General features: G+C 60.5%; 20 protein-coding genes. 13 read left to right on the top strand and 7 right to left on the bottom strand.

Annotated elements, in window-relative coordinates; all coding sequences use genetic code 11:
* The first annotated feature begins 177 nt into the window (after positions 1-177).
* Complete coding sequence (gene hrpB, locus AB4N44_RS13425) at positions 178-2697, top strand: ATP-dependent helicase HrpB (protein WP_127929888.1); 2520 nt, start codon at positions 178-180, stop codon at positions 2695-2697.
* Between the two features lie 76 nt (positions 2698-2773).
* On the opposite strand, the gene AB4N44_RS13420 is transcribed toward hrpB, so the two are convergent.
* Entirely contained in the window at positions 2774-3688 is a 915-nt protein-coding gene (locus AB4N44_RS13420) for a LysR substrate-binding domain-containing protein (protein ID WP_127929887.1), read from the bottom strand.
* 221 nt (positions 3689-3909) lie between these two features.
* Here AB4N44_RS13420 and AB4N44_RS13415 point away from each other — a divergent pair, with 221 nt between their 5' ends.
* The 4 genes from AB4N44_RS13415 (at position 3910) to AB4N44_RS13400 (ending at position 8528) form a co-directional block, all read left to right on the top strand.
* Positions 3910-5400, top strand: coding sequence for an aldehyde dehydrogenase (locus tag AB4N44_RS13415; RefSeq protein WP_460108718.1), 1491 nt, complete (start codon positions 3910-3912; stop codon positions 5398-5400).
* Positions 5401-5903: 503 nt separating this feature from the next.
* A complete protein-coding gene (locus AB4N44_RS13410) occupies positions 5904-6890 on the top strand; it encodes an ABC transporter substrate-binding protein (RefSeq protein WP_127929885.1) in 987 nt (328 codons plus the stop codon).
* A 10-nt stretch (positions 6891-6900) separates the two neighbouring features.
* A complete protein-coding gene (locus AB4N44_RS13405; protein ID WP_127929884.1) occupies positions 6901-7704 on the top strand; it encodes an ABC transporter permease in 804 nt (267 codons plus the stop codon).
* Positions 7692-8528, top strand: coding sequence for an ABC transporter ATP-binding protein (locus tag AB4N44_RS13400; protein ID WP_127929883.1), 837 nt, complete (start codon positions 7692-7694; stop codon positions 8526-8528). Before AB4N44_RS13405 ends, AB4N44_RS13400 begins: the two co-directional genes overlap by 13 nt.
* A gap of 147 nt (positions 8529-8675) precedes the next feature.
* Here the strand turns inward: AB4N44_RS13400 and AB4N44_RS13395 are convergent, their stop codons facing one another.
* The 3 genes from AB4N44_RS13395 to AB4N44_RS13385 all read right to left on the bottom strand — a co-directional run bounded on the left by AB4N44_RS13395 (position 8676) and on the right by AB4N44_RS13385 (position 11477).
* Positions 8676-9596 carry a hypothetical protein gene (locus AB4N44_RS13395; RefSeq protein ID WP_460108721.1) on the bottom strand — a complete coding sequence of 307 codons (921 nt, stop codon included), beginning with the start codon at positions 9594-9596 and terminating at the stop codon, positions 8676-8678.
* Between the two features lie 51 nt (positions 9597-9647).
* Entirely contained in the window at positions 9648-10727 is a 1080-nt protein-coding gene (locus AB4N44_RS13390; protein ID WP_127929881.1) for an endonuclease/exonuclease/phosphatase family protein, read from the bottom strand.
* 75 nt (positions 10728-10802) lie between these two features.
* Entirely contained in the window at positions 10803-11477 is a 675-nt protein-coding gene (locus AB4N44_RS13385) for a YciC family protein (protein WP_311883536.1), read from the bottom strand.
* Between the two features lie 178 nt (positions 11478-11655).
* Between AB4N44_RS13385 and AB4N44_RS13380 the strand changes: the two genes are divergently transcribed.
* The 3 genes from AB4N44_RS13380 (at position 11656) to AB4N44_RS13370 (ending at position 13652) form a co-directional block, all read left to right on the top strand.
* The gene (locus AB4N44_RS13380; RefSeq protein ID WP_150751791.1) at positions 11656-12411 is read left to right on the top strand and encodes a DUF2076 domain-containing protein; all 756 of its coding nucleotides are present in this window, start codon (positions 11656-11658) and stop codon (positions 12409-12411) included.
* A 138-nt stretch (positions 12412-12549) separates the two neighbouring features.
* On the top strand, positions 12550-13029 hold the full coding sequence (locus AB4N44_RS13375) for a LabA-like NYN domain-containing protein (protein ID WP_007949802.1): 480 nt from the start codon (positions 12550-12552) through the stop codon (positions 13027-13029).
* Between the two features lie 17 nt (positions 13030-13046).
* On the top strand, positions 13047-13652 hold the full coding sequence (locus AB4N44_RS13370) for a 3'-5' exonuclease (protein ID WP_150776461.1): 606 nt from the start codon (positions 13047-13049) through the stop codon (positions 13650-13652).
* Between the two features lie 139 nt (positions 13653-13791).
* On the opposite strand, the gene AB4N44_RS13365 is transcribed toward AB4N44_RS13370, so the two are convergent.
* On the bottom strand, positions 13792-14244 hold the full coding sequence (locus AB4N44_RS13365) for an Lrp/AsnC family transcriptional regulator (protein ID WP_127929878.1): 453 nt from the start codon (positions 14242-14244) through the stop codon (positions 13792-13794).
* A 163-nt stretch (positions 14245-14407) separates the two neighbouring features.
* Between AB4N44_RS13365 and yedA the strand changes: the two genes are divergently transcribed.
* Both yedA and AB4N44_RS13355 read left to right on the top strand, forming a co-directional pair.
* Positions 14408-15343 (top strand): drug/metabolite exporter YedA, encoded by a 936-nt coding sequence (yedA, locus tag AB4N44_RS13360; protein WP_127929877.1) that lies wholly within the window; start codon positions 14408-14410, stop codon positions 15341-15343.
* Between the two features lie 52 nt (positions 15344-15395).
* A complete protein-coding gene (locus AB4N44_RS13355) occupies positions 15396-16733 on the top strand; it encodes a DEAD/DEAH box helicase (RefSeq protein WP_460108724.1) in 1338 nt (445 codons plus the stop codon).
* 299 nt (positions 16734-17032) lie between these two features.
* Here AB4N44_RS13355 and AB4N44_RS13350 read toward each other — a convergent pair whose 3' ends face one another.
* Together AB4N44_RS13350 and AB4N44_RS13345 are read right to left on the bottom strand one after the other, a co-directional pair.
* Complete coding sequence (locus AB4N44_RS13350) at positions 17033-18280, bottom strand: TIGR03862 family flavoprotein (RefSeq protein ID WP_150751730.1); 1248 nt, start codon at positions 18278-18280, stop codon at positions 17033-17035.
* 279 nt (positions 18281-18559) lie between these two features.
* Positions 18560-19480, bottom strand: a complete 921-nt coding sequence (locus AB4N44_RS13345; RefSeq protein ID WP_150775700.1) for a histone deacetylase family protein — start codon at positions 19478-19480, stop codon at positions 18560-18562.
* 82 nt (positions 19481-19562) lie between these two features.
* Between AB4N44_RS13345 and AB4N44_RS13340 the strand changes: the two genes are divergently transcribed.
* The 3 genes from AB4N44_RS13340 to AB4N44_RS13330 all read left to right on the top strand — a co-directional run bounded on the left by AB4N44_RS13340 (position 19563) and on the right by AB4N44_RS13330 (position 21703).
* On the top strand, positions 19563-20132 hold the full coding sequence (locus AB4N44_RS13340) for a GNAT family N-acetyltransferase (RefSeq protein WP_127929873.1): 570 nt from the start codon (positions 19563-19565) through the stop codon (positions 20130-20132).
* Between the two features lie 111 nt (positions 20133-20243).
* Positions 20244-21113, top strand: coding sequence for an acyl-CoA thioesterase II (gene tesB / locus AB4N44_RS13335; RefSeq protein ID WP_003228466.1), 870 nt, complete (start codon positions 20244-20246; stop codon positions 21111-21113).
* Positions 21110-21703, top strand: coding sequence for an HAD family hydrolase (locus AB4N44_RS13330; RefSeq protein ID WP_127929872.1), 594 nt, complete (start codon positions 21110-21112; stop codon positions 21701-21703). Before tesB ends, AB4N44_RS13330 begins: the two co-directional genes overlap by 4 nt.
* The last annotated feature ends 66 nt before the right edge of the window (positions 21704-21769 follow it).

The following is a 21769-nucleotide window of genomic DNA, read 5'->3' as shown; positions in this document are numbered from 1 at the left end:
GAAGGCTGATGAATCCTGTCGGGGTTCGGCCCTCCGGGCTAAAGCTGTGAGCGCGCCATGCTGCGTTGCGGGACTTGGCAAGGAAACGACCCTTACCTGCGTCCCGCGCCTTGCCTGGCACGCTCACAGCTTTAACGCGACTCGCAATTTACTGTGGGCACGCCCTGAGGAGCCAGCATGAATTCTTTGCCAATCGATGAAGTTTTACCCGCCCTGCGTGAAGCCTTGGCGACGCGCCACGAAGCCGTGCTCGAAGCACCGCCCGGCGCCGGTAAAACCACCCGCGTGCCCTTGGCTTTGCTCAATGAAGCGTGGCTGGCCGGGCAGACCATTCTGATGCTTGAGCCGCGCCGTCTCGCCGCGCGTGCAGCCGCAGAACGATTGGCCAGTGAGCTGGGCGAGAAGGTCGGTGAAACCGTTGGTTATCGCATTCGTCTCGACAGCAAGGTCGGCCCCAACACACGCATCGAAGTGGTCACCGAAGGCATTCTCACCCGGCGCTTGCAGGATGATCCGGCGCTGGAAGGCGTGGGCCTGCTGATCTTCGACGAATTCCACGAACGCAGCCTCGACGCCGATCTGGCGCTGGCCTTAAGTCTGAACGGTCGTGAGCTGTTCCGAGCTGAACAGCCGCTGAAGATTCTGCTGATGTCGGCCACGCTCGAAGGCGAGCGTCTGGCCGGGTTGCTGGACGACGCGCCGATCCTGCGCAGCGAAGGGCGCATGTATCCGGTGACGATGCGCTGGGGCCGGCCGTTTCAGCCCGGCGAATACATCGATCAACGCGTAACGCAAACCGTACTCGAAGCGCTGCACGATGAAACCGGCAGCCTGTTGGTGTTCCTGCCGGGGCAGGCGGAAATTCGTCGCGTGCATCAACAATTGGTCGACGCAATCGGTGAGCGCAGTGATGTTCTGCTGTGCCCGCTGCACGGTGAACTCGACCTCAATGCGCAACGTGCGGCGATCGATCCGGCGCCGGCCGGTCAGCGCAAAGTGGTGCTGGCGACCAACATCGCCGAGACCAGTCTGACCATCAACGGCGTGCGCGTGGTGATCGACGCCGGGCTGGCGCGGGTGCCGCGTTTCGATCCCGGCAGCGGCATGACGCGCCTTGATACCCAGCGGATTTCCAAGGCCAGCGCCACCCAGCGTGCGGGGCGAGCGGGGCGACTTGAACCGGGGGTTTGCTATCGCTTGTGGTCGCAGGATCAGCACGAACAGCTCGCCGCTTATGGCAGTGCGGAAATTCTTTCGGCGGATCTCGCCAGCCTCGCCCTGCAACTGGGGCGCTGGGGTGTCACGCCGGGCGAACTGGTCTGGCTCGACGTTCCGCCAGCGGCGGCTTATGCACAGGCGCAGGATTTACTGCAGCGTCTCGGCGCGCTGGAAGGTGAAGCGCTGACCACGCACGGTCAGGCCATGGCTGAGTTACCGGCGCATCCGCGCATCGGTCATTTGCTGTTGCGCGGTCAGGCATTGGGTTTGGCCAACATGGCCTGCGACGTCGCCGCATTGCTTGGTGAACGCGATATCTTGCGTGGCGCCGGGGCGGATCTGCACAGTCGTCTGGTGCTGCTCTCCGGCGAAGAACGTGCCGCCCGAGGTGCGCAGGGCGGCGTACAACGGGCTAAGCAACTCGCCCGGCAATATCGCGGTTACCTGCGCGGCAAGGCCAGTGAACCGGTCAGCGATCCTGATCATCCGCGCTGGCTCGGCGCGTTGCTGGCGTTGGCCTACCCGGATCGCGTCGCGCAACAGCGGCGTGCCGGTGGCGCCGAATATCGCCTGGCCAATGGTCGCGCTGCGTTGTTCGCCGAAGCCGACAGCCTGATGAAAGAGCCGTGGATCGTCATCGCCGATCTCGGCAGCCGTCAGGGCCAGCGTGAAGAGCGGATTTATCTGGCGGCGGATTTCGATCCGGCGCTGTTTGATTCCGTACTCGCTGAACAGGTACGCAACGTCGATCAACTGGACTGGGACGAGCGCGAAGGCGTGTTGCGCGCCGAGCGTCAGCGCAAGGTCGGCGAGCTGATTCTCAGCCGTGAGCCGTTGACCGGTCTCGACGAAAATGCGCGCAGTCAGGCGCTGGTCAATCTGGTGCGGCGCAAAGGTCTGGAGCTGCTGCCATGGACGCCGGAACTGCGTCAGTGGCAGGCGCGAGTGGCGTTGTTGCGGCAGTTGGAATTGAACATTCAGGAAAACAGTCAGTGGCCGGATGTCAGTGACGCGACGTTGCTGAACACCCTCGAAGATTGGCTGATGCCCTATCTGGGCAAGGTTTCGCGACTCAGCCATTTTGCCAATCTCGATCTGTCGAGCATCGTGCGCAATCTGCTGCCGTGGCCGTTGCCGCAGAAGCTTGATGAGTTGGCGCCGCATCATCTGAGCGTGCCGTCGGGGTCGTCGATTCGTTTGGACTACAGCGAGTTTCCACCGATTCTCGCGGTGCGTTTGCAGGAGCTGTTCGGGCTGGCCGATACGCCGCGAATCGCCGGTGGGCGGCAGGTGGTCAAATTGCATCTGCTATCGCCAGCGCGGCGCCCGGTGCAGGTGACGCAGGATCTGGCCAACTTCTGGCGCAGTACCTATGCCGAGGTGAAGAAGGATTTGAAGGGGCGGTATCCGAAGCACTATTGGCCGGATGATCCGCTGGTGGCCGAGGCGACCGCACGGGCCAAGCCGCGTGGCACCTGAAGATCAAGAGATCGCAGCCTTCGGCAGCTCCCACAGGTTTTGCGTAGGACCTGCCGAAGGCAGCGATCTTTTATGATTAAAAGTGAGTCTTCGCGGTCAGTTGTTCGCGGCAATAATCGGCGAACAACTGCGCCGGTTTGGTCAACTGCCCGCGTTTGAGCCACGCCGCCACCAAACCTGAACCGGTGACGTCCTCGACGATGTCCACGCACACGACTTTCTTGCCGTCGTAGGTGCATTCCGAATGGGGTTTGGTCACCAGAATCGAAAAGCCGAAACCCTGGCCGACCATCCCGCGCACCATTTCAATCGATGGTGAGCTGAACTCGATGCGTGGGGTCAGCCCGAGCTCTTCAAACAGGCTGACGAAGTAGGTCCGGCTCGGCTGCACATCGAGCAGGATCATCGGATCCAGACACAAGTCGCGCAGTGACACTTGCTTGTACTGGGCAAAACGATGATCCGCCGGCAACAGCGCGTAGGGCCGTTGAGCCGGCATCAACGGTTCGGTCTGGATGGTCGCGTCGAGTTCATGTTCATAAAGAATCACCAGGTCGAACGCGCCTGACGTCAGGCCTTGCACCAGCTCTTGCTGCTCGCCATCGCGGATGCGGATTTTCACCCCCGGATACAGCGCCGAGAACCCGGCAATCAGTTGCGGCAAGTACAACGGCGCAACCGTTTCGAAACAACCGATATCGATCTGCCCCGCGACCACATCATTGTCGGCGAGGGCGTTCTGCTCGAACTCCTTGGCCATGCGCAACAGTTCCTGCGCCTTGCGCAAAAAACGCGCACCGCTTGGCGTAAGGGAAACCCCTTGCGCGTGATGACGGATCAGCAGTTGCACGGCGAAGCTGTCTTCCAGCGCCTTGATCGCGGTGGAGATCGCCGGTTGCGCGATGTACAGCTTGCGCGAAGCCTCGGCAACGCTGCCGCACTCGACGGTGGTGATGAAGTATTTCAGCTGACGCAAATTGTAGGCGGCCACGGCAAACCTCAGGACGAGCGGACTCGACTTCCAAGCAATTTGTGCGCCGCCACGTCCATTGCACGACGATGTTTTTATCCTTCAACCATAGCCACCTGTGCAGCGTTTGGGGGAAGTCATTGCCCAGTGTTTTTATTGCCTGCGAAGACATTTTTACTATTTTTAGCCCCTGCGGGCCTGAGCGACCATCGAGGCACAATAACGCCTCAGGAGCATCCGTCGTGTTCGAGCTTGCAGAGTGGCAGCGCCGCGCCGTTGCATTGAAGTTTCCCAATCAGGCCGTGATCGACGGCAAACATTGCGCTGCGCAATCGGGGCAGACCTTTGCCGCGATCAACCCGGCGACCGGGCAATGTCTGGCGAATGTTGCTGCGTGTGGCGAGGCGGATGTCGATGTCGCAGTGCGCAATGCGCGGCAAGTGTTTGAGGCCGGTACGTGGTCGCAACGATCTCCAGCCGAGCGCAAGCAAGTGCTGCTGCGCTTGGCTGATCTGCTGATGAGTCATCGCGAAGAGCTGGCCTTGCTCGACTCGCTGAACATGGGTAAACCGGTGATGGACGCTTACAACATCGACGTGCCGGGCGCTGCCGGGGTGTTTCGCTGGTACGCCGAAAGCATCGACAAACTCTACGATCAGGTCGCGCCCAGTGCGCCGAATGTGCTGGCGACCATCACCCGTGAAGCACTCGGTGTAGTCGCCGCTGTGGTGCCGTGGAATTTCCCGTTGGACATGGCCGCGTGGAAACTCGCGCCGGCGTTGGCGGCGGGTAATTCGGTGATCCTCAAGCCGGCCGAGCAGTCACCGTTTTCGGCATTGCGTCTGGCCGATCTGGCGCTGGAAGCAGGGCTGCCGGCGGGAGTGCTGAACGTGTTGCCGGGGCTTGGCGAACAGGCTGGCAAGGCGTTGGGTTTGCACGCGGATGTCGATTGTCTGGTGTTCACCGGCTCGACTCAGGTCGGCAAATATTTCATGCAGTATTCCGCGCAATCGAACCTCAAACAGGTCTGGCTGGAGTGCGGCGGCAAGAGCGCCAATCTGGTGTTCGCCGATTGTCAGGATCTCGATCTGGCAGCGGAAAAAGCCGCGTTCGGGATCTTCTTCAATCAGGGTGAAGTCTGCTCGGCCAATTCGCGGTTGCTGGTGGAGCGTTCGATTCACGATGAGTTTGTCGAGCGCTTGAAAGCGCAGGCTGAGCGTTGGTTGCCGGGGGATCCGCTGGATCCGCAAAGCAGTGCTGGCGCCATTGTTGATCACAAGCAGACGGCGGGCATCATGCGTTTTATTCGCAGTGCCGAGCAGTCCGGTGCGACGCGGGTTTGTGGCGGGCAGCAGCGGCGGTTTAACGGGTCGGACAATTTTATTGAGCCGACGATTTTTACCGGTGTAACCGCCGACATGCCGCTGTTTCGCGAAGAGGTATTCGGACCGGTGCTGGCGGTGATGCCGTTCGATAATGAAGCCGAGGCTATACGGCTGGCCAACGACAGTGCGTATGGACTGGCGTCGTCGTTGTGGACCGATGACCTCAACCGCGCACACCGCGTGGCGCGGCAGCTGCGCGCGGGTACGGTGTCGGTCAATACGGTGGATGCGCTGGATGTGACGGTGCCTTTTGGCGGTGGTAAACAGTCAGGGTTTGGACGCGATCTGTCGTTGCACTCGTTCGACAAATACACCCAACTGAAAACCACCTGGTTCCAGTTGCGCTGAGACCGAGTCGCCCCCTTCGCGAGCAGGCTCGCTCCCACACTGGATCTATGTCACACCGAAGATCCCCTGTAGGAGTGAGCCTGCTCGCGATTGCGGTGGGTCAGGCAGCCAAGTAATCGACTGACCTGACGCCATCGCGAGCAGGCTCACTCCTACAGATTTCAGCGGTGTTCACAGAATCCGGGGTTCGCTCGAGATCCCTGTGGGAGCGGGCTTGCCAGCGATGACATTCTCCCGGTCACAGAAAATCCCCGATCTGCACCCACCTCGCGCACCCCCGCAATCCCCGCCCTTTAGCAGTGCGCACTACCCAGTTTTTTCATCATTTGCAGCCAACAATTTCCTGATTTTCCTCACCGCGCACATGGGCCACCATCGATCTTGCCCGCCAGCCGAATGTTGTCCGCCCAAGCGTCCGCGAGAGTCCAACGGCAGCAACTGCACAACGGCCGGCGACCGTACTGCCCATGACAAAACTAAATCAACAGCGTCGGGAGTGCTCCATGATCAAGTCCTTGTGTATTCGTCTCACTCAGCCTTTGGCAATCACCGCCCTGGCGGCCACGGTCGCGACCAGCGCCCAGGCCGGCACCCTGTCTATCGGCCACACCACGTGGGTCGGCTACGGCACGCTCTATCTGGCTCAGGATCTGGGCTACTTCAAGGAAAACGGTTTGACCGTCGAACTGCCAGTGGTCGAAGAGGCGTCGATGTACATGGCCGCGCAGGCCTCCGGGCAATTGTCCGGCTCGGCGTCGACCATCGATGAAGTGCTCAAGTATCGCCCGCAGTTCTGCTTCAAAGCGGTCGCGGCGCTGGATGACAGCCATGGCGGCGACGGCGTGCTGGTCGGCAAGGATGTGAAGAGCCTGCAAGAACTCAAGGGTAAATCCGTGGCAGTCAACGAAGGCTCCACGTCGCAGTTCTGGCTTTCCTACCTGCTGAAAAAGAACGGCATGAAGATGAGCGACATCACCGTGCAGAACATGACCGCTGATGACGCCGCCACCGCGTTCATCGCCGGTCGCGTACCCGCCGCCGTGACTTGGGAGCCGCACTTGTCGATGGTTCGCGACAAGCAGCAGGGCAAAGTATTGATCGACAGCAGCAGCACCCCCGGGGTGATCGTCGATGTGGTCGCGCTCAATTGCACGGTTATCGAAAAACAGCCGGAAGACGTCAAGGCGTTGGTCGCCGGCTTGTACAAAGCCGTGCAATACACCAAGGATCACCCGGAAGACGCGTACAAAATCATGGCCAAAGGCGTCGGCGGCTACCTGTCCGATCCGAAGGAACTGGCCGCCGCCGCACAAGGCGTGCGTTTCTACGATCAAGCGATGAGCGAGAAACTTCTCGGCTCGCCGGGCAAGCCGGGTGACAGCGCAGCGCTGATCAAACTGGCCAACGAAACCGCCAGCGAGTTGCAGGGCAAACCCTACAACGTCAGCAACGACGAACTGGTCGACAACCGTTTCGTCAGCCCTCTCTAGGAGGTTTGCCATGTTCAAGCGCAATTCATGGCTGAGCCGCAGCCTTACGCCAAAAACCGCTTTGCCGGTGCAAGTGGTGTGGAGCGCCAGCGCTCTGGCCTGGGTGTTGTTGGTCGGTCTGTGGGCCGGGTTGTCTTACGGCGGCGTCGTGCCGGGGATGTTTTTGCCGACGCCGGGCGCGGTGGTTGAAGCCGCCGTGCGCCTGGGCCGCGACGGCACCCTCGGCACGCATGTCTGGGCGAGTGTCGAAGTGGTGATGGTCGGCTTCATTGTGTCGTCGCTGGTGGCGGTGCCGTTGGGGTTGCTGATGGGCAGTTTCCGCATTGTCCAGGCGTTCCTTGAGCCGCTGGTGAATTTCATTCGCTACCTGCCGGTGACCTCATTCGTGCCGCTGTTCATCCTGTGGATCGGCATCGGTCTGGAGCAGCGGGTTTCGGTGATTATCTTCGGCGTGTTCTTTCAGCAACTGGTGATGATCGCCGATGTATCCAAAGGCATTTCCAAGGACTTGATCAACGCCTCCTACACCTTGGGTTCCAGTCGCCGCGATGCGGTGTTGCATGTGATCGCGCCGGCCTCGGTACCGGGCGTGCTCGATACCCTACGGGTAACGATGGGCTGGGCCTGGACGTATCTGGTGGTGGCTGAACTGGTCGCCGCTTCCAGCGGTTTGGGTTACCTGAGCCTGAAGGCCATGCGCGGTTTTCAGGTGGATGTGATTTTTCTCGCCATCGCGATCATCGGCCTGCTCGGTCTGGTCACCGATCAACTGTTCCGTTTTCTTCGTTTGAGGGTTGCCGCATGGGCTCAGTGACTGCTGCCAATCATCGTTTCATCGAACCTGTCGCGACCCCGGCGCAAGCGGCGTCACGCTTGCAGGTCGACAAGGTCAACCTGCGTTACAAGAAGCCTGACGGCGGGACGTTTACTGCGCTGGAAGAGGTCTCGTTCGAGGTGCCGGATCAGCAATTCGCCGTGCTGGTCGGGCCATCGGGTTGCGGCAAGTCGAGTCTGTTGTATCTGACCGCCGGACTGGCTGAGCCGACCTCCGGTGATATCTACGTCGGCGGCCAGCAAGTACAGGGCCCCGGCGCGGATCGCGGCATGGTCTTTCAGAGCTACACGCTGTTCCCGTGGCTGACGGTGCGCCAGAACGTCGAGTTCGGTCTCAAGCGTCGTGGCATGCCGGCGGCGCGGCGCAAGGAGATCGTCGATTATTACGTCAACGAAGTCGGCCTCGCCGGGTTCGCCAACAACTACGCCAAGCAGTTGTCGGGCGGGATGATGCAGCGTGTGGCGATCGCCCGGGCGCTGGCCAATGACCCGCAGATTCTGCTGATGGACGAACCGTTCGGCGCCCTCGACAGCCAGACACGTTTGCAGATGCAGCAGTTGTTGCTGCGCGTCTGGGGCAACAGCAAGAAAACCGTGTTGTTCGTCACCCATGACATCGACGAAGCCATTCTGCTCGGCGACCGGGTCTATGTGATGGGCGCCAAACCGGGGCGGATCAAACAGATTCTCGACGTACCGATCGAACGTCCACGCTCACTGGACATGGTCATGGACCGCTCGTTCATCGACATGAAACGACAGATCTTCGGGCTGCTGCATGACGACCTGGAAGAGGTGCATTGATCCAACGGTCATATCACCTGGCCATTGTGGGAGCGAGCCTGCTCGCGAAGACGTAGTGTCAGTCGGTAATAGGGTGCCTGACACACCGCTTTCGCGAGCAGGCTCGCTCCCACAGGGTTTCGTGGTGGAGCTGTCAGCGATGTCATTTCATGAGCGCGAAAAGACGGTTTTGACCCATCCCTGCAAGGTGTACTTCTGGTAGATGTGCTCAGGCACATCGACATACGGATCCGTAATGAACCGTTCCGGAATCACCGGATTGGCCTCATCGATCACCAGAATGTTCGCCGGGTTGTAAAAGTCATAATCGACCACCCTCTGGTTGGTGGTGATGACTTTTTTCCGTGAGGCCATGGCTTCGAAGAAACGGAAGCTCAACCCGGCCTGACCGGGCTTGGCTATATCGAGAATGATCCGCGAGCGCTTGACCAGCTCGCCGACGGATTGCAGTGACATTCTCTGCTCGAAGAAGGTGATACCCGGATGCGCCCCCGGAACCGGTTTGGACTGAACCAGAAACTTGTAATCGGTCACCCCGAGGCGATCGAATTCCTCTGCCAGACCGGCAAGTGCCGGCACCCGATCCTTGCCCGCCATCACCACAAACGCCGAGTACTCACCGGGCTCACCGTCCGCGATGTAGTCGTCGTAAATGAAATTGTAGAGTTTTTTCAGCCCGTAGCTTTCGGCATTTTCCGGGTCGAAGGAAAACACCTCGTCATAACCGGCAAGCGCTTCGCGGGTCATCGGCCAGCGACTGAAGCTGTCGTAGAGGTAGGCGATCTTGTGGTCGGAGACCTTGAGTCCGGCGGCCAACTGGTTTGCATCGATCTGGGCCGGGTTGATGATGAGTGCGACGTCGAAACGTCCATGCGCAGCGATGGCTTTGTTGAACTGGCGTAACTGCGCCCAGCGTTTCAGCGGGCGGCGCAGGATCTTCGGCGCCCGCTCAAAACTGTTCTGCATCGATGACGTATCGATAAAACACACGTCGTTGTCGATCATCAGATAGTCCGCCAGTTTGCACGCGTAACCACCAATGTCCTTGCACACCAATAAGATTTTCATGGGATTCCATATCGTCAATTCGGGCAACGGGTCGATATTCCTTGGCCCTGCCTAGAGCGCCGCCGGCAGCAGGAAGCGCGCAATCACCGGCAAGTGATCGGAGATGCGCAAGGTATCGTCCTGGCGCACCATCGCTTCCACCCGCTTGATCTTCGGGCTGTAAAACAGATAGTCGACCGTGCGATCCGGGCCGTTCAGGCCAGGATCGTTGGGGTAGTGGGTCAGCCATTGCGCCCGGTCGATGCCGCTGGCTTCGTTGTTGGTCGGGATCATCGGGTATTTGTCCCATAGCAGATGCAGCTCGCTGTCGGCGGAGTAGGGCGTGCGTTGTTCGGCAGGCAGGCGGCGGTACTGGCCGAGCGGCAACAGATTGAAATCACCACCGATCAACCACGGCAGGCCCTGGCTTTCGTACTTGTCGAGCACTTTGGCCACGGCACTCACTTGTGCCAGCGCGGTGTCATTTGCTTGGCTGGAGCGTTCCAGATGCGTGTTGAATACGGTCAGTTGCCCGCCATCGCTCAGTGGCAGTTTGGTCGCGAGCATGGCGTCTTTCGGCTGGAACTGGCGGCTGATGAAGTTGGCGGCAGCCACTGGCAATTGCAGGCGCTCGGCGTGCTCTATGCGATAGCGGCTCAACGTCGCCAGTTGCCGGCCGACGCTGCCAAAGATGTGTCGATCAGGGACGAATTCGGCTTTCCAGTCAAACGCACTGGCGTTGCATGGGTACAGGTCGGCGACCCGTTCCTGCAAGAGCTTGAGCTGGTCCTGATAATCGCTGGCCTTGGCGCCGTCATCGAGCTCCTGCAGCAGCACCACATCGGGCTGCTCATCGCGGATCACTCGCGCCACTTCGTCGAGGCTGAAGGCCATGTCTTCCGGTGTCGGCGCTTCATCGTTGCCCTGGGCCAGATCATTCCAGAACACGTAACGCTTGCCGGCCAGGTACTGCACGTTCCAGGTCATGACTTTCAGCGCCTGGCCCGGCACGAGTGTCGGTGGCGTCCCCGTGCAACTGACCGGCAGGGTTTCGCGAGTGTCGGGGCGCCAGGTCAGGCTGAACAGCAGCCCACCGATCAGGGCGATGGCAAGCACAACAAGCAACAGGGTGTAGCGCAGTAGACGGGTCATGGCTCGGCTTATAGCGTTACAGAAAGTGGCCCCGAGCATACCTGACGGTCGTCTCGAAGCCCAAGCGCAGTGCTGTCAGATTGCTCTGTCACGTTTGTCAGGCAATTCGCTGATCAGCATGAACAGGCGGAACAACACCACACTGGTGAACAGTTGCAGGAAGCTGTGAGCGCTGTCGATCAGTATCGCGATCACCGGGTTTTGCGGCTCGGGGTACACCGCCAGCGTCGCACCTTTGAGCAACCACAGTGGCGTCATCACGCAGAGAATGCACAGCAGGATCCGCCAGAAGTGCCCACGGGTCAGGCGCAGGCTTTCTTTCATTGCCTGCAAGGGGCCCATGCCGCGCAGCACCAGCAGGTATTCGCCGAACGCGAGCATCACCATCAGCATCAGGCCCGGCAGGAAGTACAGCGACAGGCCCAGCAATATCAACAAAGTGTTCAGCGCCGTGAGTAACGCGAAGCGTGGCCACAGAGTGGCGGCCATCGCCAGCAGATCACGATTGCGCGGTGCCTCGCCACGGCTGCGCGCATCAAGGAACAGGATCAGCGCTGCGGTGTACAGCGGATACACCAGCAGACCGACGACGATGCTGATTGCCGAGATGTTTTCCGGCCCGCTGGCGTGATCGACCACTTGTTGCAAGAACGCTTCGAAAATCACCAGCGGCAGGCACAACCGCACGATGCTGCCCAAATGGCGTTTGAAAAAATACAGAGAGTCGCGCAGTACTTCGAGGGCATTCATCAGTCGGTATCGCAGGTGGAAAACAGTGGCTCACTTTAACCGATGATCGCCGGCGCGACACAAACGTAAACATTCGGTAAAGGTCATTGAAACGTTTTGTCACCGTCTCCATTACAGGAGAGCACCTCGGCCAACGTGGACGAGGGCAATGTTATCCCCGGCAATCTACGAGGTCGCCATGAACAGCGAAGAGCAAACCCTGATCGATGGACTGTTTTCCCGGCTGCAGCAGGCCGAAACGGAGGCAGCCCCGCGCGACGCCCAGGCCGAGACGCGGATCAAGGAACACCTGACCCGCCAGCCGGCGGCAGGTTATTTCATGACCCAGGCGATTCTGGTGCAAGAGGCCGCGCTCAAAAGCCTCGACGAGCAGAACAAACAACTGACTCAGCAAGTCCAGCGTTTGCAGGCTGAGTTGCAGTCGGCGAAGGCCCAGAGTGCCGCACCGGCGCCGAGCGGCGGCGGTGGTTTCCTGTCGAGCATTTTTGGTGGCAGCCCGCGTCCGGCGCCAACCCAGAGTGCCCCAGCCTCGACTGGCGGCTGGCGCGAACCGGCACCGCAGCAGAATTATGCGGCCCCGGCGCCACAACAGAACTTCGGCGCAGCGCCGCCTGGTTATGCGCAACAAGCCGTTCCGGCGGCCGGCAGCAGCTTCCTCGGCGGCGCCTTGAAAACTGCGGCCGGTGTAGCTGGTGGCGTGATGCTGGCGCAGGGCATCAGCAGCCTGTTCCATCACAATCAGCAGCCGGAAGAAATCGTTGAAGTGATCAAGGAAGAGCCGGCGCAGGTCGCTGACCAGAGCAGCAATGGCTGGGGCGAAGATCAGCGTGTGGCCGATAACGGCTTCTCTGGCAACGACCAGGGCGGATTCACCGACACGGACTACGGTAACGACAATTCTTCCTTCTTTGATGACGACGATTCCTTCGTCTGATTCACCATTCGTCCGGAGCCCCTGAGGGCTCCGGGCCGATTATTCGCGGAACCTTCCTTCGGGCTGGCATACTGAGCGCCTTTTTCGGGCCTGGCGCCTGATCCCGCTTCGAGCGCTTGCGCGCCCACAGGAACTCCGGTGAAAAAAATCGCAGTGTTCGCCGACGTGCAGAACCTCTACTACACCGTGCGTCAGGCCTATGGTTGTCACTTCAACTACGCCGCGCTGTGGGCAGACATCAGCAAGGACGGGCAGATCGTCGAGGCCTACGCCTACGCGATCGACCGTGGCGACAGCAAGCAGCAGCAGTTCCAGCAGATCCTGCGCAATCTGGGCTTCACCGTGAAGCTCAAACCCTACATCCAGCGCAGCGACGGCTCGGCCAAGGGCGACTGGGACGTGGGCATCACCCTCGACATCATGGACGCCGCCGACCACGTCGACGAAATTGTCCTCGCCTCCGGTGACGGCGATTTCGACATGCTGCTCGAACGCATCATCAGCAAACACGGCGTGCAAGCGGTCGCCTATGGCGTGCCCGGCCTGACGGCCAACTCGCTGATCCGCGCCGCCAGCCGTTACGTGCCGATCGAAGGCGCGTTGTTACTCAAGAATTGAACGGAGTTGAACCCGGTTTGGAACGCATTGCAGTCATCGACTTTGAAACCACCGGCCTGTCGCCGAACAGCAGCTGCCGCGCCACGGAAATCGCCGTGGTCATGCTGGAAAACGGCCGCATCGTCGAGCGTTACCAGAGCCTGATGAACGCCGGCGTACGCGTCCCCGCGTTCATCGAACAACTGACCGGCATCAGCAACGCCATGCTGCGCACCGCGCCGCCGGCCGAGCAGGTGATGAACGAGGTCAACGAGTTCGTCGGCTGCACGCCGCTGGTAGCGCATAACGCATCGTTCGACCAGAAGTTCTGGGACTTTGAACTGGGTCGGATCAAGCGCACGCGGTTGCAGAACTTTGCCTGTTCGTTGCTGCTGGCGCGGAGGCTGATGCCGGCGGCGCCGAATCACAAGCTCGGTACGCTGACCACGTTTGCGCGTTTGCCGCACACGGGGCAGGCTCACCGGGCCATGGCCGATGCCGAGATGGCGGCCAATCTGATGGCGCATCTGGCGGATGAGTTGCGGCACAAGCACGGCGTCAGCGAGCTATCGCACGACCTGCTGTGCAAACTGCAAAAAGTCCCGGCCGCGAAAGTCACCGAACACCTCCAACGCTATCGCTGATCCCACAGACCGATCGTTCCCACGCTCTGCGTGGGAATGCCTCAACGGACGCTCCGCGTTCGGCTTTGAACGGGACGCGGAGCGTCCCGGGCTGCATTACCACGCAGAGCGTGGGAACGATCATTCGGGGGGAGCCGAACTATTTGCCGTTGCCTTCGATCTGGCCTAACGGCACGCGCTTTTCGATCGCGCTCGACAACACAATCGAGGTCTTGCTGAAGCCAAACTTCGCCACGCGATTGATCAACTCCTCCAGCTCCGTCATTGATCCCACTGCGGCTTTCATCATCACGCACGGATCGCCCGTGACCCGAAAGCATTCGGTCAGCTGCGGGATTTTTACCAGTTCGTCGTAGACCTTCTGACTGCCGTTCTGGTGCAGGCGCAATTCGATCATGCACTGGATCGGCAGGCCGATTTTCGACAGGTCGATTTTTGCCTCATATCCGGTGATTACCCCGGAGACTTCAAGCTTGGCCACGCGCTCGGCGACGGCGGGGGCGGAGAGGTTCACTTTACGCGCCAGATCGGCGTAGGACGCTCGGCCGTTTTCCAGCAGGGCGCTGAGCAGCATGCGGTCGTATTTGTCCAAGGGAAATCTCCTGAAAATGCCAGACTTTCGAAATCTCGGTTTAACCCGGAGATCTCCGTGATTTCCAAAGTGTACCGGCGCTATAAACAGGTTTTGTAGCTTATTTTTGCCCGTGCGCCTTTCTAGAATAATCCATCCCTTGAGCCTGACTTTCGAGCCGCCCATGCCTGCCTTGCGCCGTTTTTCCTTGCCGCTGATCGCCGCGTTTTTTGCGTTGTATGTGATTTGGGGATCGACCTATCTGGTGATCCGCATCGGCGTCGAGTACTGGCCGCCGCTGATGCTTGGCGGTGTGCGCTTCGTGATCGCCGGTACGTTGATGTACGCATTTCTGCGCTGGCGCGGGGCCCCTGCGCCAACCTGGGCGCAATGGAAAGCGGCGGGGATCATCGGGATTTTGCTGCTCAGTTTCGGTAACGGCGCGGTGAGTGTGGCCGAGCATACTGGCGTGGCTTCGGGGGTGGCGGCATTGGCTGTGGCGACGGTGCCGCTGTTTACTTTGCTCTGTGGTTATTTCTGGGGGGCGCGTAACACCCGCCTGGAATGGGCCGGGGTGGCGTTGGGGATTATCGGCATTGCCATGCTCAACATGGGTTCCAACCTGCAATCGAGTCCGATGGGCGCGGCGCTGCTGATTTTCGCCGCGGCGACCTGGGCGTTCGGTTCGGTGTGGAGCAGACATCTGCCGTTGCCGCAGGGCGCGATGGCCAGCGCGGTGGAAATGCTGGTTGGCGGCGTGGTGCTGCTGATCGGCAGCGCGGCGAGCGGTGAACACTTGCAAGCAGTGCCGCCGGTTGAAGGCTGGCTGGCGCTGGCGTACCTGATCTTCTTCGGCTCGATCATCGCCTTCAACTCTTATATGTACCTGCTCAAGCACGTGCGTCCGGCGGCGGCGACCAGTTATGCCTACGTCAACCCGGCGGTGGCGGTGTTGCTGGGGATTGTGTTTGTCGGCGAGACCATCGGGATCGAAGAAGCGCTGGCGATGCTGGTGATCATCAGCGCCGTGGTGTTGATTGGCTTGCCGCAGTGGCGCCGTCCGGCACAGCCGCCAGTCGCAGCGCCGACAGCCGTTCCCGCGGAACAGCGTACGAATTAGGGTAAACTGCGCGGCATTGCATGCCCGCGTCATTTTTTCCTACGGTACTCCCATGACTTTCGCCACCCTTGGCCTGATCGAACCCTTGCTGCGCTCCCTCGAGAAGCTCGGCTACCAGACCCCGACGCCGGTTCAGGCGCAAGCCATTCCGGCCGTGCTGGCCGGTCGTGACCTGATGGCAGCGGCCCAGACCGGCACCGGAAAAACCGCCGGTTTCGCTTTGCCACTGCTGCAGTTGTTGGCCATGGAAGGGCCGAAAGTCGCTGCCAACTCGGCGCGTGCGCTGATTCTGGTGCCGACCCGCGAGCTGGCCGAGCAGGTTCATGAGTCTGTGCGCCAGTACGCCGAAAACCTGCCGCTGCGCACTTATGCGGTGTACGGCGGCGTCAGCATCAACCCGCAAATGATGAAGCTGCGCGGCGGCGTCGATGTGCTGGTCGCCACACCCGGTCGCCTGATCGACCTGTTCCGCCAGAACGCGCTGAAACTCGATCAGCTGCAGACTCTGGTGCTGGATGAAGCCGATCGTATGCTCGACCTGGGCTTCTCCGAAGAACTGGCGAACATTTACCGCATGCTGCCGAAAAAGCGCCAGACCCTGCTGTTCTCCGCGACCTTTTCCGATGACATCCGCCTGCTGGCCGGGCAAATGCTCAACGATCCGCTGACCGTCGAAGTCAGCCCGCGCAACGTCGCCGCCAACACCGTAAAGCAGTGGATCGTCACGGTGGACAAGAAGCGCAAGGCTGAACTGTTCGTGCACCTGATGCGCAAGAACAAGTGGAAGCAGGTGCTGGTGTTCGCCAAGACCCGCAACGGTGTCGATGCGCTGGTGGAAAAACTTCAGGGCCTCGGTGTGAATGCTGACGGTATCCACGGCGACAAACCACAGGCCACCCGTCAGCGCGCGCTGGACCGTTTCAAACTCAGTGAAGTGCAGATTCTCGTGGCCACCGACGTTGCTGCGCGAGGTCTGGATATCGAAGATCTGCCGCTGGTGATCAACTTCGATCTGCCGATCGTGGCTGAAGACTATATTCACCGCATTGGTCGTACCGGCCGTGCGGGTGCAACCGGTGAGGCAATCTCGCTGGTATGCGCGGATGAAGTGAACATGTTGTCGGCGATCGAGATGCTGACGCGTCAGACCTTGAAGCGTCAGAACGAGCCGGATTTCGAACCGGAGCACCGTGTGCCGGATACCGATGCCAGTGGTCAGGTGATCAAGAAGCCGAAGAAACCGAAGAAGCCGAAAGCTTCCGGTGGTGGCGGCAAGCGCAATCTGGGCAAGTGGGTCGACAGCGGCGAGACGCAGGCGCCGGAGCCTTCGATCAAGCCTGTGCGTAAAGTGCCGGTGTTCAACACTGGACCGCGCAAGCGTAAACCTTAAGGTCAAAAGCCCCTCACCCTAGCCCTCTCCCCGAGGGAGAGGGGACTGATTGGGGGATGCTCCCGAAGTACGCCGACCTGATCCTATGGCTGTGAATCCATAATCGACAAAGCTTTCGCCTGACACCTAGGTCGTCTGACCAAATCCATAATCGACTCGGTGTTTCAGGTCGATGTATGGCGCCAGATACCTCGGTCGGCTGGCCGAAGCCATAATCGACTCGTTGTTTCAGGTCGACGGATGACGTCAGACACCTCGGTCAGCTCCCTCTCCCTCTGGGAGAGGGCTGGGGTGAGGGTTCAGGCAGACGCCTCGGACTTGAGCCACTGCACAATTCCCAACCCCGCCGCCCGCCCACTGGCGAAACACCCCGTCAGCAAATAGCCGCCCGTCGGCGCCTCCCAATCGAGCATCTCACCCGCGCAGAACACTCCCGGCAACGCCTTGAGCATCAAGCGCTCATCCATCGCCTCGAACGTCACGCCCCCGGCACTGCTGATCGCCTCGTCCAATGGCCGCGTTTTCACCAATGTCAGAGGCAACGCTTTGATCGCCCGCGCCAACAGCGCCGGATCAGCAAACGTCGCAGCATCAGTCAGTTCACGCAACAGCGCCGCTTTCACCCCATCAATGCCGACCTGACTGTGCAGATGCTTGGCCATCGAGCGCGATCCGCGTGGCTTGCTCAATGCCGCCTGCAATTTATCCACAGGCCGGCCGGGCAGCAGGTCGATGTGAACAACCGCCGCGCCATACTGATTGATCGCCTCTCTAATCGGCGCCGACAGCGCATAAATCAGACTGCCTTCAATCCCGGTCGCGGTAATCACGCATTCGCCCAAGCGCGGAACGTCGTCGTTCAAGCCGATGGCGATATTTTTCAGCGGCGCACCGGCGAATTTGCTGACCATCAGCTCGCTCCAGGCCTGCACTTCGAAGCCGCAATTACTCGGCTGCAATGGCGCAAGTCCTACACCGTGCTGCTCCAGAGCCAGCATCCACGCACCGTCGGATCCGAGCCGCGACCAACTGCCACCGCCGAGGGCGAGCAGGGTGGCGTCGGGTTTCACGGTGATTTCACCTTCCGGGCTGTCGATGCGCAGCGCGCCGTGTTCATCCCAACCGAGCCAGCGATGGCGGGTGTGGATAACTACGCCACTGTCGCGCAGGCGTTTGAGCCAGGCACGCAACAGTGGCGCGGCTTTCATGTCGGTGGGAAACACGCGGCCGGAGCTGCCGATAAAGGTTTCGATACCCAGATCGTGAATCCATGTGCACAACGCATCGGCGTCGAAGCCGCGCAGCAGCGGGGCGATTTGCGGCGCGCGTTCGGCGTAACGCGAGAGGAACGCCGGGTAGGCTTCGGAGTGGGTGATGTTCATCCCGCCGACGCCGGCGAGCAGGAATTTTCGGCCCACCGAGGGCATGCCGTCGTAGAGATCGACGCGAACTCCGGCCTGGCTCAGCACTTCAGCGGCCATCAGGCCGGCGGGGCCACCGCCGATGATGGCGACGTGAGCGGGGGAGGAGGCGGAAGTCTGGGTCATGGCATGCGCTGCGGTATGGCGGGATAAGGCGCGCATTCTAACAGCGCAGATCTCTTGTAGGAGTGAGCCTGCTCGCGATAGCGGTGTATCAGCCAAGGTAATGTTGAAGGTGTTGACGCTATCGCGAGCAGGCTCACTCCTACAGGATTTGTGTTGGCTCAGAATGTTGGTTGAAAAATGATCAGCACGCTGCAGGCCATAACCGGTATGGCCTGTAGTCCCTTTCACTCAGGTTATCCACAGGCAGTTCCACAGCCATTGTGGGTAACACAGCACAACTCAATGACAACCGTGTGACTGCCAGACCCGCTGTGCGCTGTGATGGAGGATGCCGTGGCGGCGGGCGAGGGCGTGGCGGTCCTTGCTGTAGCCGCCGCCGATCACGCCCATCACCGGAATGTCGCGGCCCAGGCAATGGCGCATCACGCTTTCATCGCGGGCGGCGACGCCTTCGTCGGTCAGTTGCAAATAACCGAGGGCATCGTCCTTGTGTACATCAACGCCGGCGTCATACAGCAGCAGATCCGGTTGATACAGCGGCAGCAGATAGTTGAGCGTGTCATCGACCACTTTCAGGTAATCAGCATCGCCCATGCCTTTGGGCAGCGGAATGTCCCAGTCACTTTGCGCTTTGCGTGCGGGAAAATTCTTCTCGCAGTGCAGGGAAACGGTAATCGCCTCCGGCGTGTCATGCAGGATTCGTGCGGTGCCGTCGCCCTGATGCACATCGCAATCGAAGATCAGCACGCGATTCACTCGACCGCTTTGCAGCAGGTATTGGCTGATGATCGCCAGGTCATTGAAGATGCAGAATCCTGCCGGGTAGTCGTAATGCGCATGGTGAGTGCCACCGGCCAGATGACAGGCCAGGCCATGTTCGAGGGCTTTCTCCGCGGCCAGAATCGAACCGCCGACCGCTCGCACCGTGCGCCGGGCCAGTGCTTCATTCCATGGCAAGCCTAGACGCCGCTGGTCTTCGCGGGACAACTCGCCGCTCATGTAGCGTTCGATATACGCACGGTCATGGGCGAGGGCGAGGATGTCGTTGGGGCAAATCTCGGGTCTAAGCAGATCGCCATCGCGGGTCAGGCCGCTGTCGACCAGGTGATCGCGCAGCAAACGAAACTTGTCCATCGGGAAGCGGTGATCCGCCGGAAACTCGGGGCTGTAGTCTTCGTGGTAGATCAGCGGCAATGGCATGGCGATTTCGTGTAGGAACGTAGGAATGAGTGAAGGATCCTACCAGCGATGTAGACTTGCGGCATGGAAACGGAGGGGCACGATGGAGCCGATACTGGAACTGCAAAGCGCACGCTTGCTGATGCGTCAGTGGCAGGACGAGGATTTGCCAGCATTTGCAGCGATGTGCGCCGATCCTCAGGTGATGCGCTACTTCCCGGCAGCGTTGAGCCGACTGGAAAGCGCCTCGATGATCGGCCGCGTGCGTGGGCATTTTGCCGAGCACGGTTTTGGCCTTTGGGCGCTGGAGCGCAAGGACAGCGGTGAATTCATCGGTTTCACCGGGCTCGGCGTGGTTGGCTTTGATGCGCCGTTCACTCCGGCAGTGGAGATCGGCTGGCGTCTGGCCAAGGAACATTGGGGCCTGGGCTATGCCAGCGAAGCGGCGTGGACCGCTCTGCGTTGCGGCTTTGATCGGTTGGCGCTCAAGGAAATAGTTTCCTTCACCGCGCAATCCAATCTGCCCTCAGAGAAAGTCATGCAGGCGATCGGCATGCATCACGCCCCGGAAGATGATTTCGATCATCCGAAACTGGCCGTCGATCATCCGTTGCGTCGGCATGTGCTGTACCGCATCACTCGGGAACAATGGCTGCAAACCTTGCATGGATAAGCCGACACGGACGTTTACAATGGCCGCCATATCATTGGCCCGCGCCATAATCTGAATCGGCCGCCGCAGCCAAGACTGCGCGGCATATAGCTTTGTGTGAGGAGAGTCTGAATGAGCCAAGTGTTGGAAGATCTGGTCGACTTGCTGACCCTGGAACCGATCGAAGAAAACCTGTTCCGTGGCCGTAGCCAGGACCTGGGTTTTCGTCAGTTGTTTGGTGGTCAGGTGCTCGGCCAGTCGCTGTCGGCGGCCAGTCAGACGGTTGAAGAGGCGCGTCATGTGCACTCGATGCACGGCTATTTCCTGCGCCCGGGCGACGCCAAGTTGCCGGTGGTCTATTCGGTTGATCGCGTGCGTGATGGCGGCAGCTTCAGCACCCGCCGCGTCACGGCGATCCAGAAGGGCCACCCGATCTTCACCTGCAGCGCTTCGTTCCAGTACGACGAAGCAGGCTTCGAACACCAGAGCCAGATGCCGGTAGTGGTCGGTCCGGAAAACCTGCCTTCGGAGCTGGAACTGACCCAGCAACGCGCGCACCTGATCCCGGAGCACATGCGCGAAAAACTGCTGTGCCCGAAACCGATCGAAGTACGCCCGGTCACCGAAAAAGACCCGTACAACCCGCAGCCGGCGGATCCGGTGAAGTACGTGTGGTTCCGTGCCGACGGCGCATTGGCCGACATCCCGGCGCTGCACAAATACCTGCTGGCCTACGCCTCGGACTTTGGCCTGCTGACCACCTCGATGCTGCCTCACGGCAAATCGGTCTGGCAGAAAGACATGCAGGTCGCCAGCCTCGATCACGCGCTGTGGTTCCACAACGATCTGCGCGCCGATGACTGGTTGCTCTACGCGATGGACAGCCCGTGGGCCGGTAATTCCCGTGGTTTCTCCCGTGGCAGCGTGTACAACCGTGCCGGGCAACTGGTCGCGTCGGTGACGCAGGAAGGCTTGATCCGTCATCGCAAGGATTGGGCATGAGCCTGAAAGAGGTGAAGCACTGGGTGTTCGACATGGACGGCACGCTGACGGTCGCCGTGCATGATTTCGCGGCAATTCGCGTGGCGCTGGCGATTCCGCCGGAAGACGACATCCTCACTCATCTCGCCGCATTGCCGGCGGATGAGGCGGCAGTGAAACACGCATGGCTGTTGGAGCATGAACGCGATCTGGCGCTGGGTTCGACCCCGGCGACCGGTGCGGTGGAGCTGGTGCGTGATCTGCATGCGCGCGGTTATCGCCTCGGCATCCTCACTCGCAATGCGCGGGAATTGGCGCATGTGACGCTGGATGCCATTGGTTTGGCTGACTGCTTTGCGGTGGACGATGTGTTGGGCCGCGATGAAGCACCGCCGAAGCCGCATCCGGGTGGCTTGCTGAAACTGGCAGACGCTTGGGACGTGCCGGCCAGCGAGATGGTGATGGTCGGTGATTACCGCTTTGATCTGGATTGCGGCCGAGCGGCGGGGGCGCGGACGGTGTTGGTGAATTTGCCGGATAACCCGTGGCCGGAGTTGACCGATTGGCATGCGAAGGATTGTGTCGAGTTGCGGCGGATGCTTCTGGCCTGAAATTTATGTTGTCAGAAGGGACGCCTTCGCGAGCAGGCTCGCTCCCACATTAGATCTTCGGTACAC

It is taken from the genome of Pseudomonas sp. S3_C06 (assembly GCF_054667675.1).
This window is presented reverse-complemented; position numbering and strand designations above follow the sequence as displayed.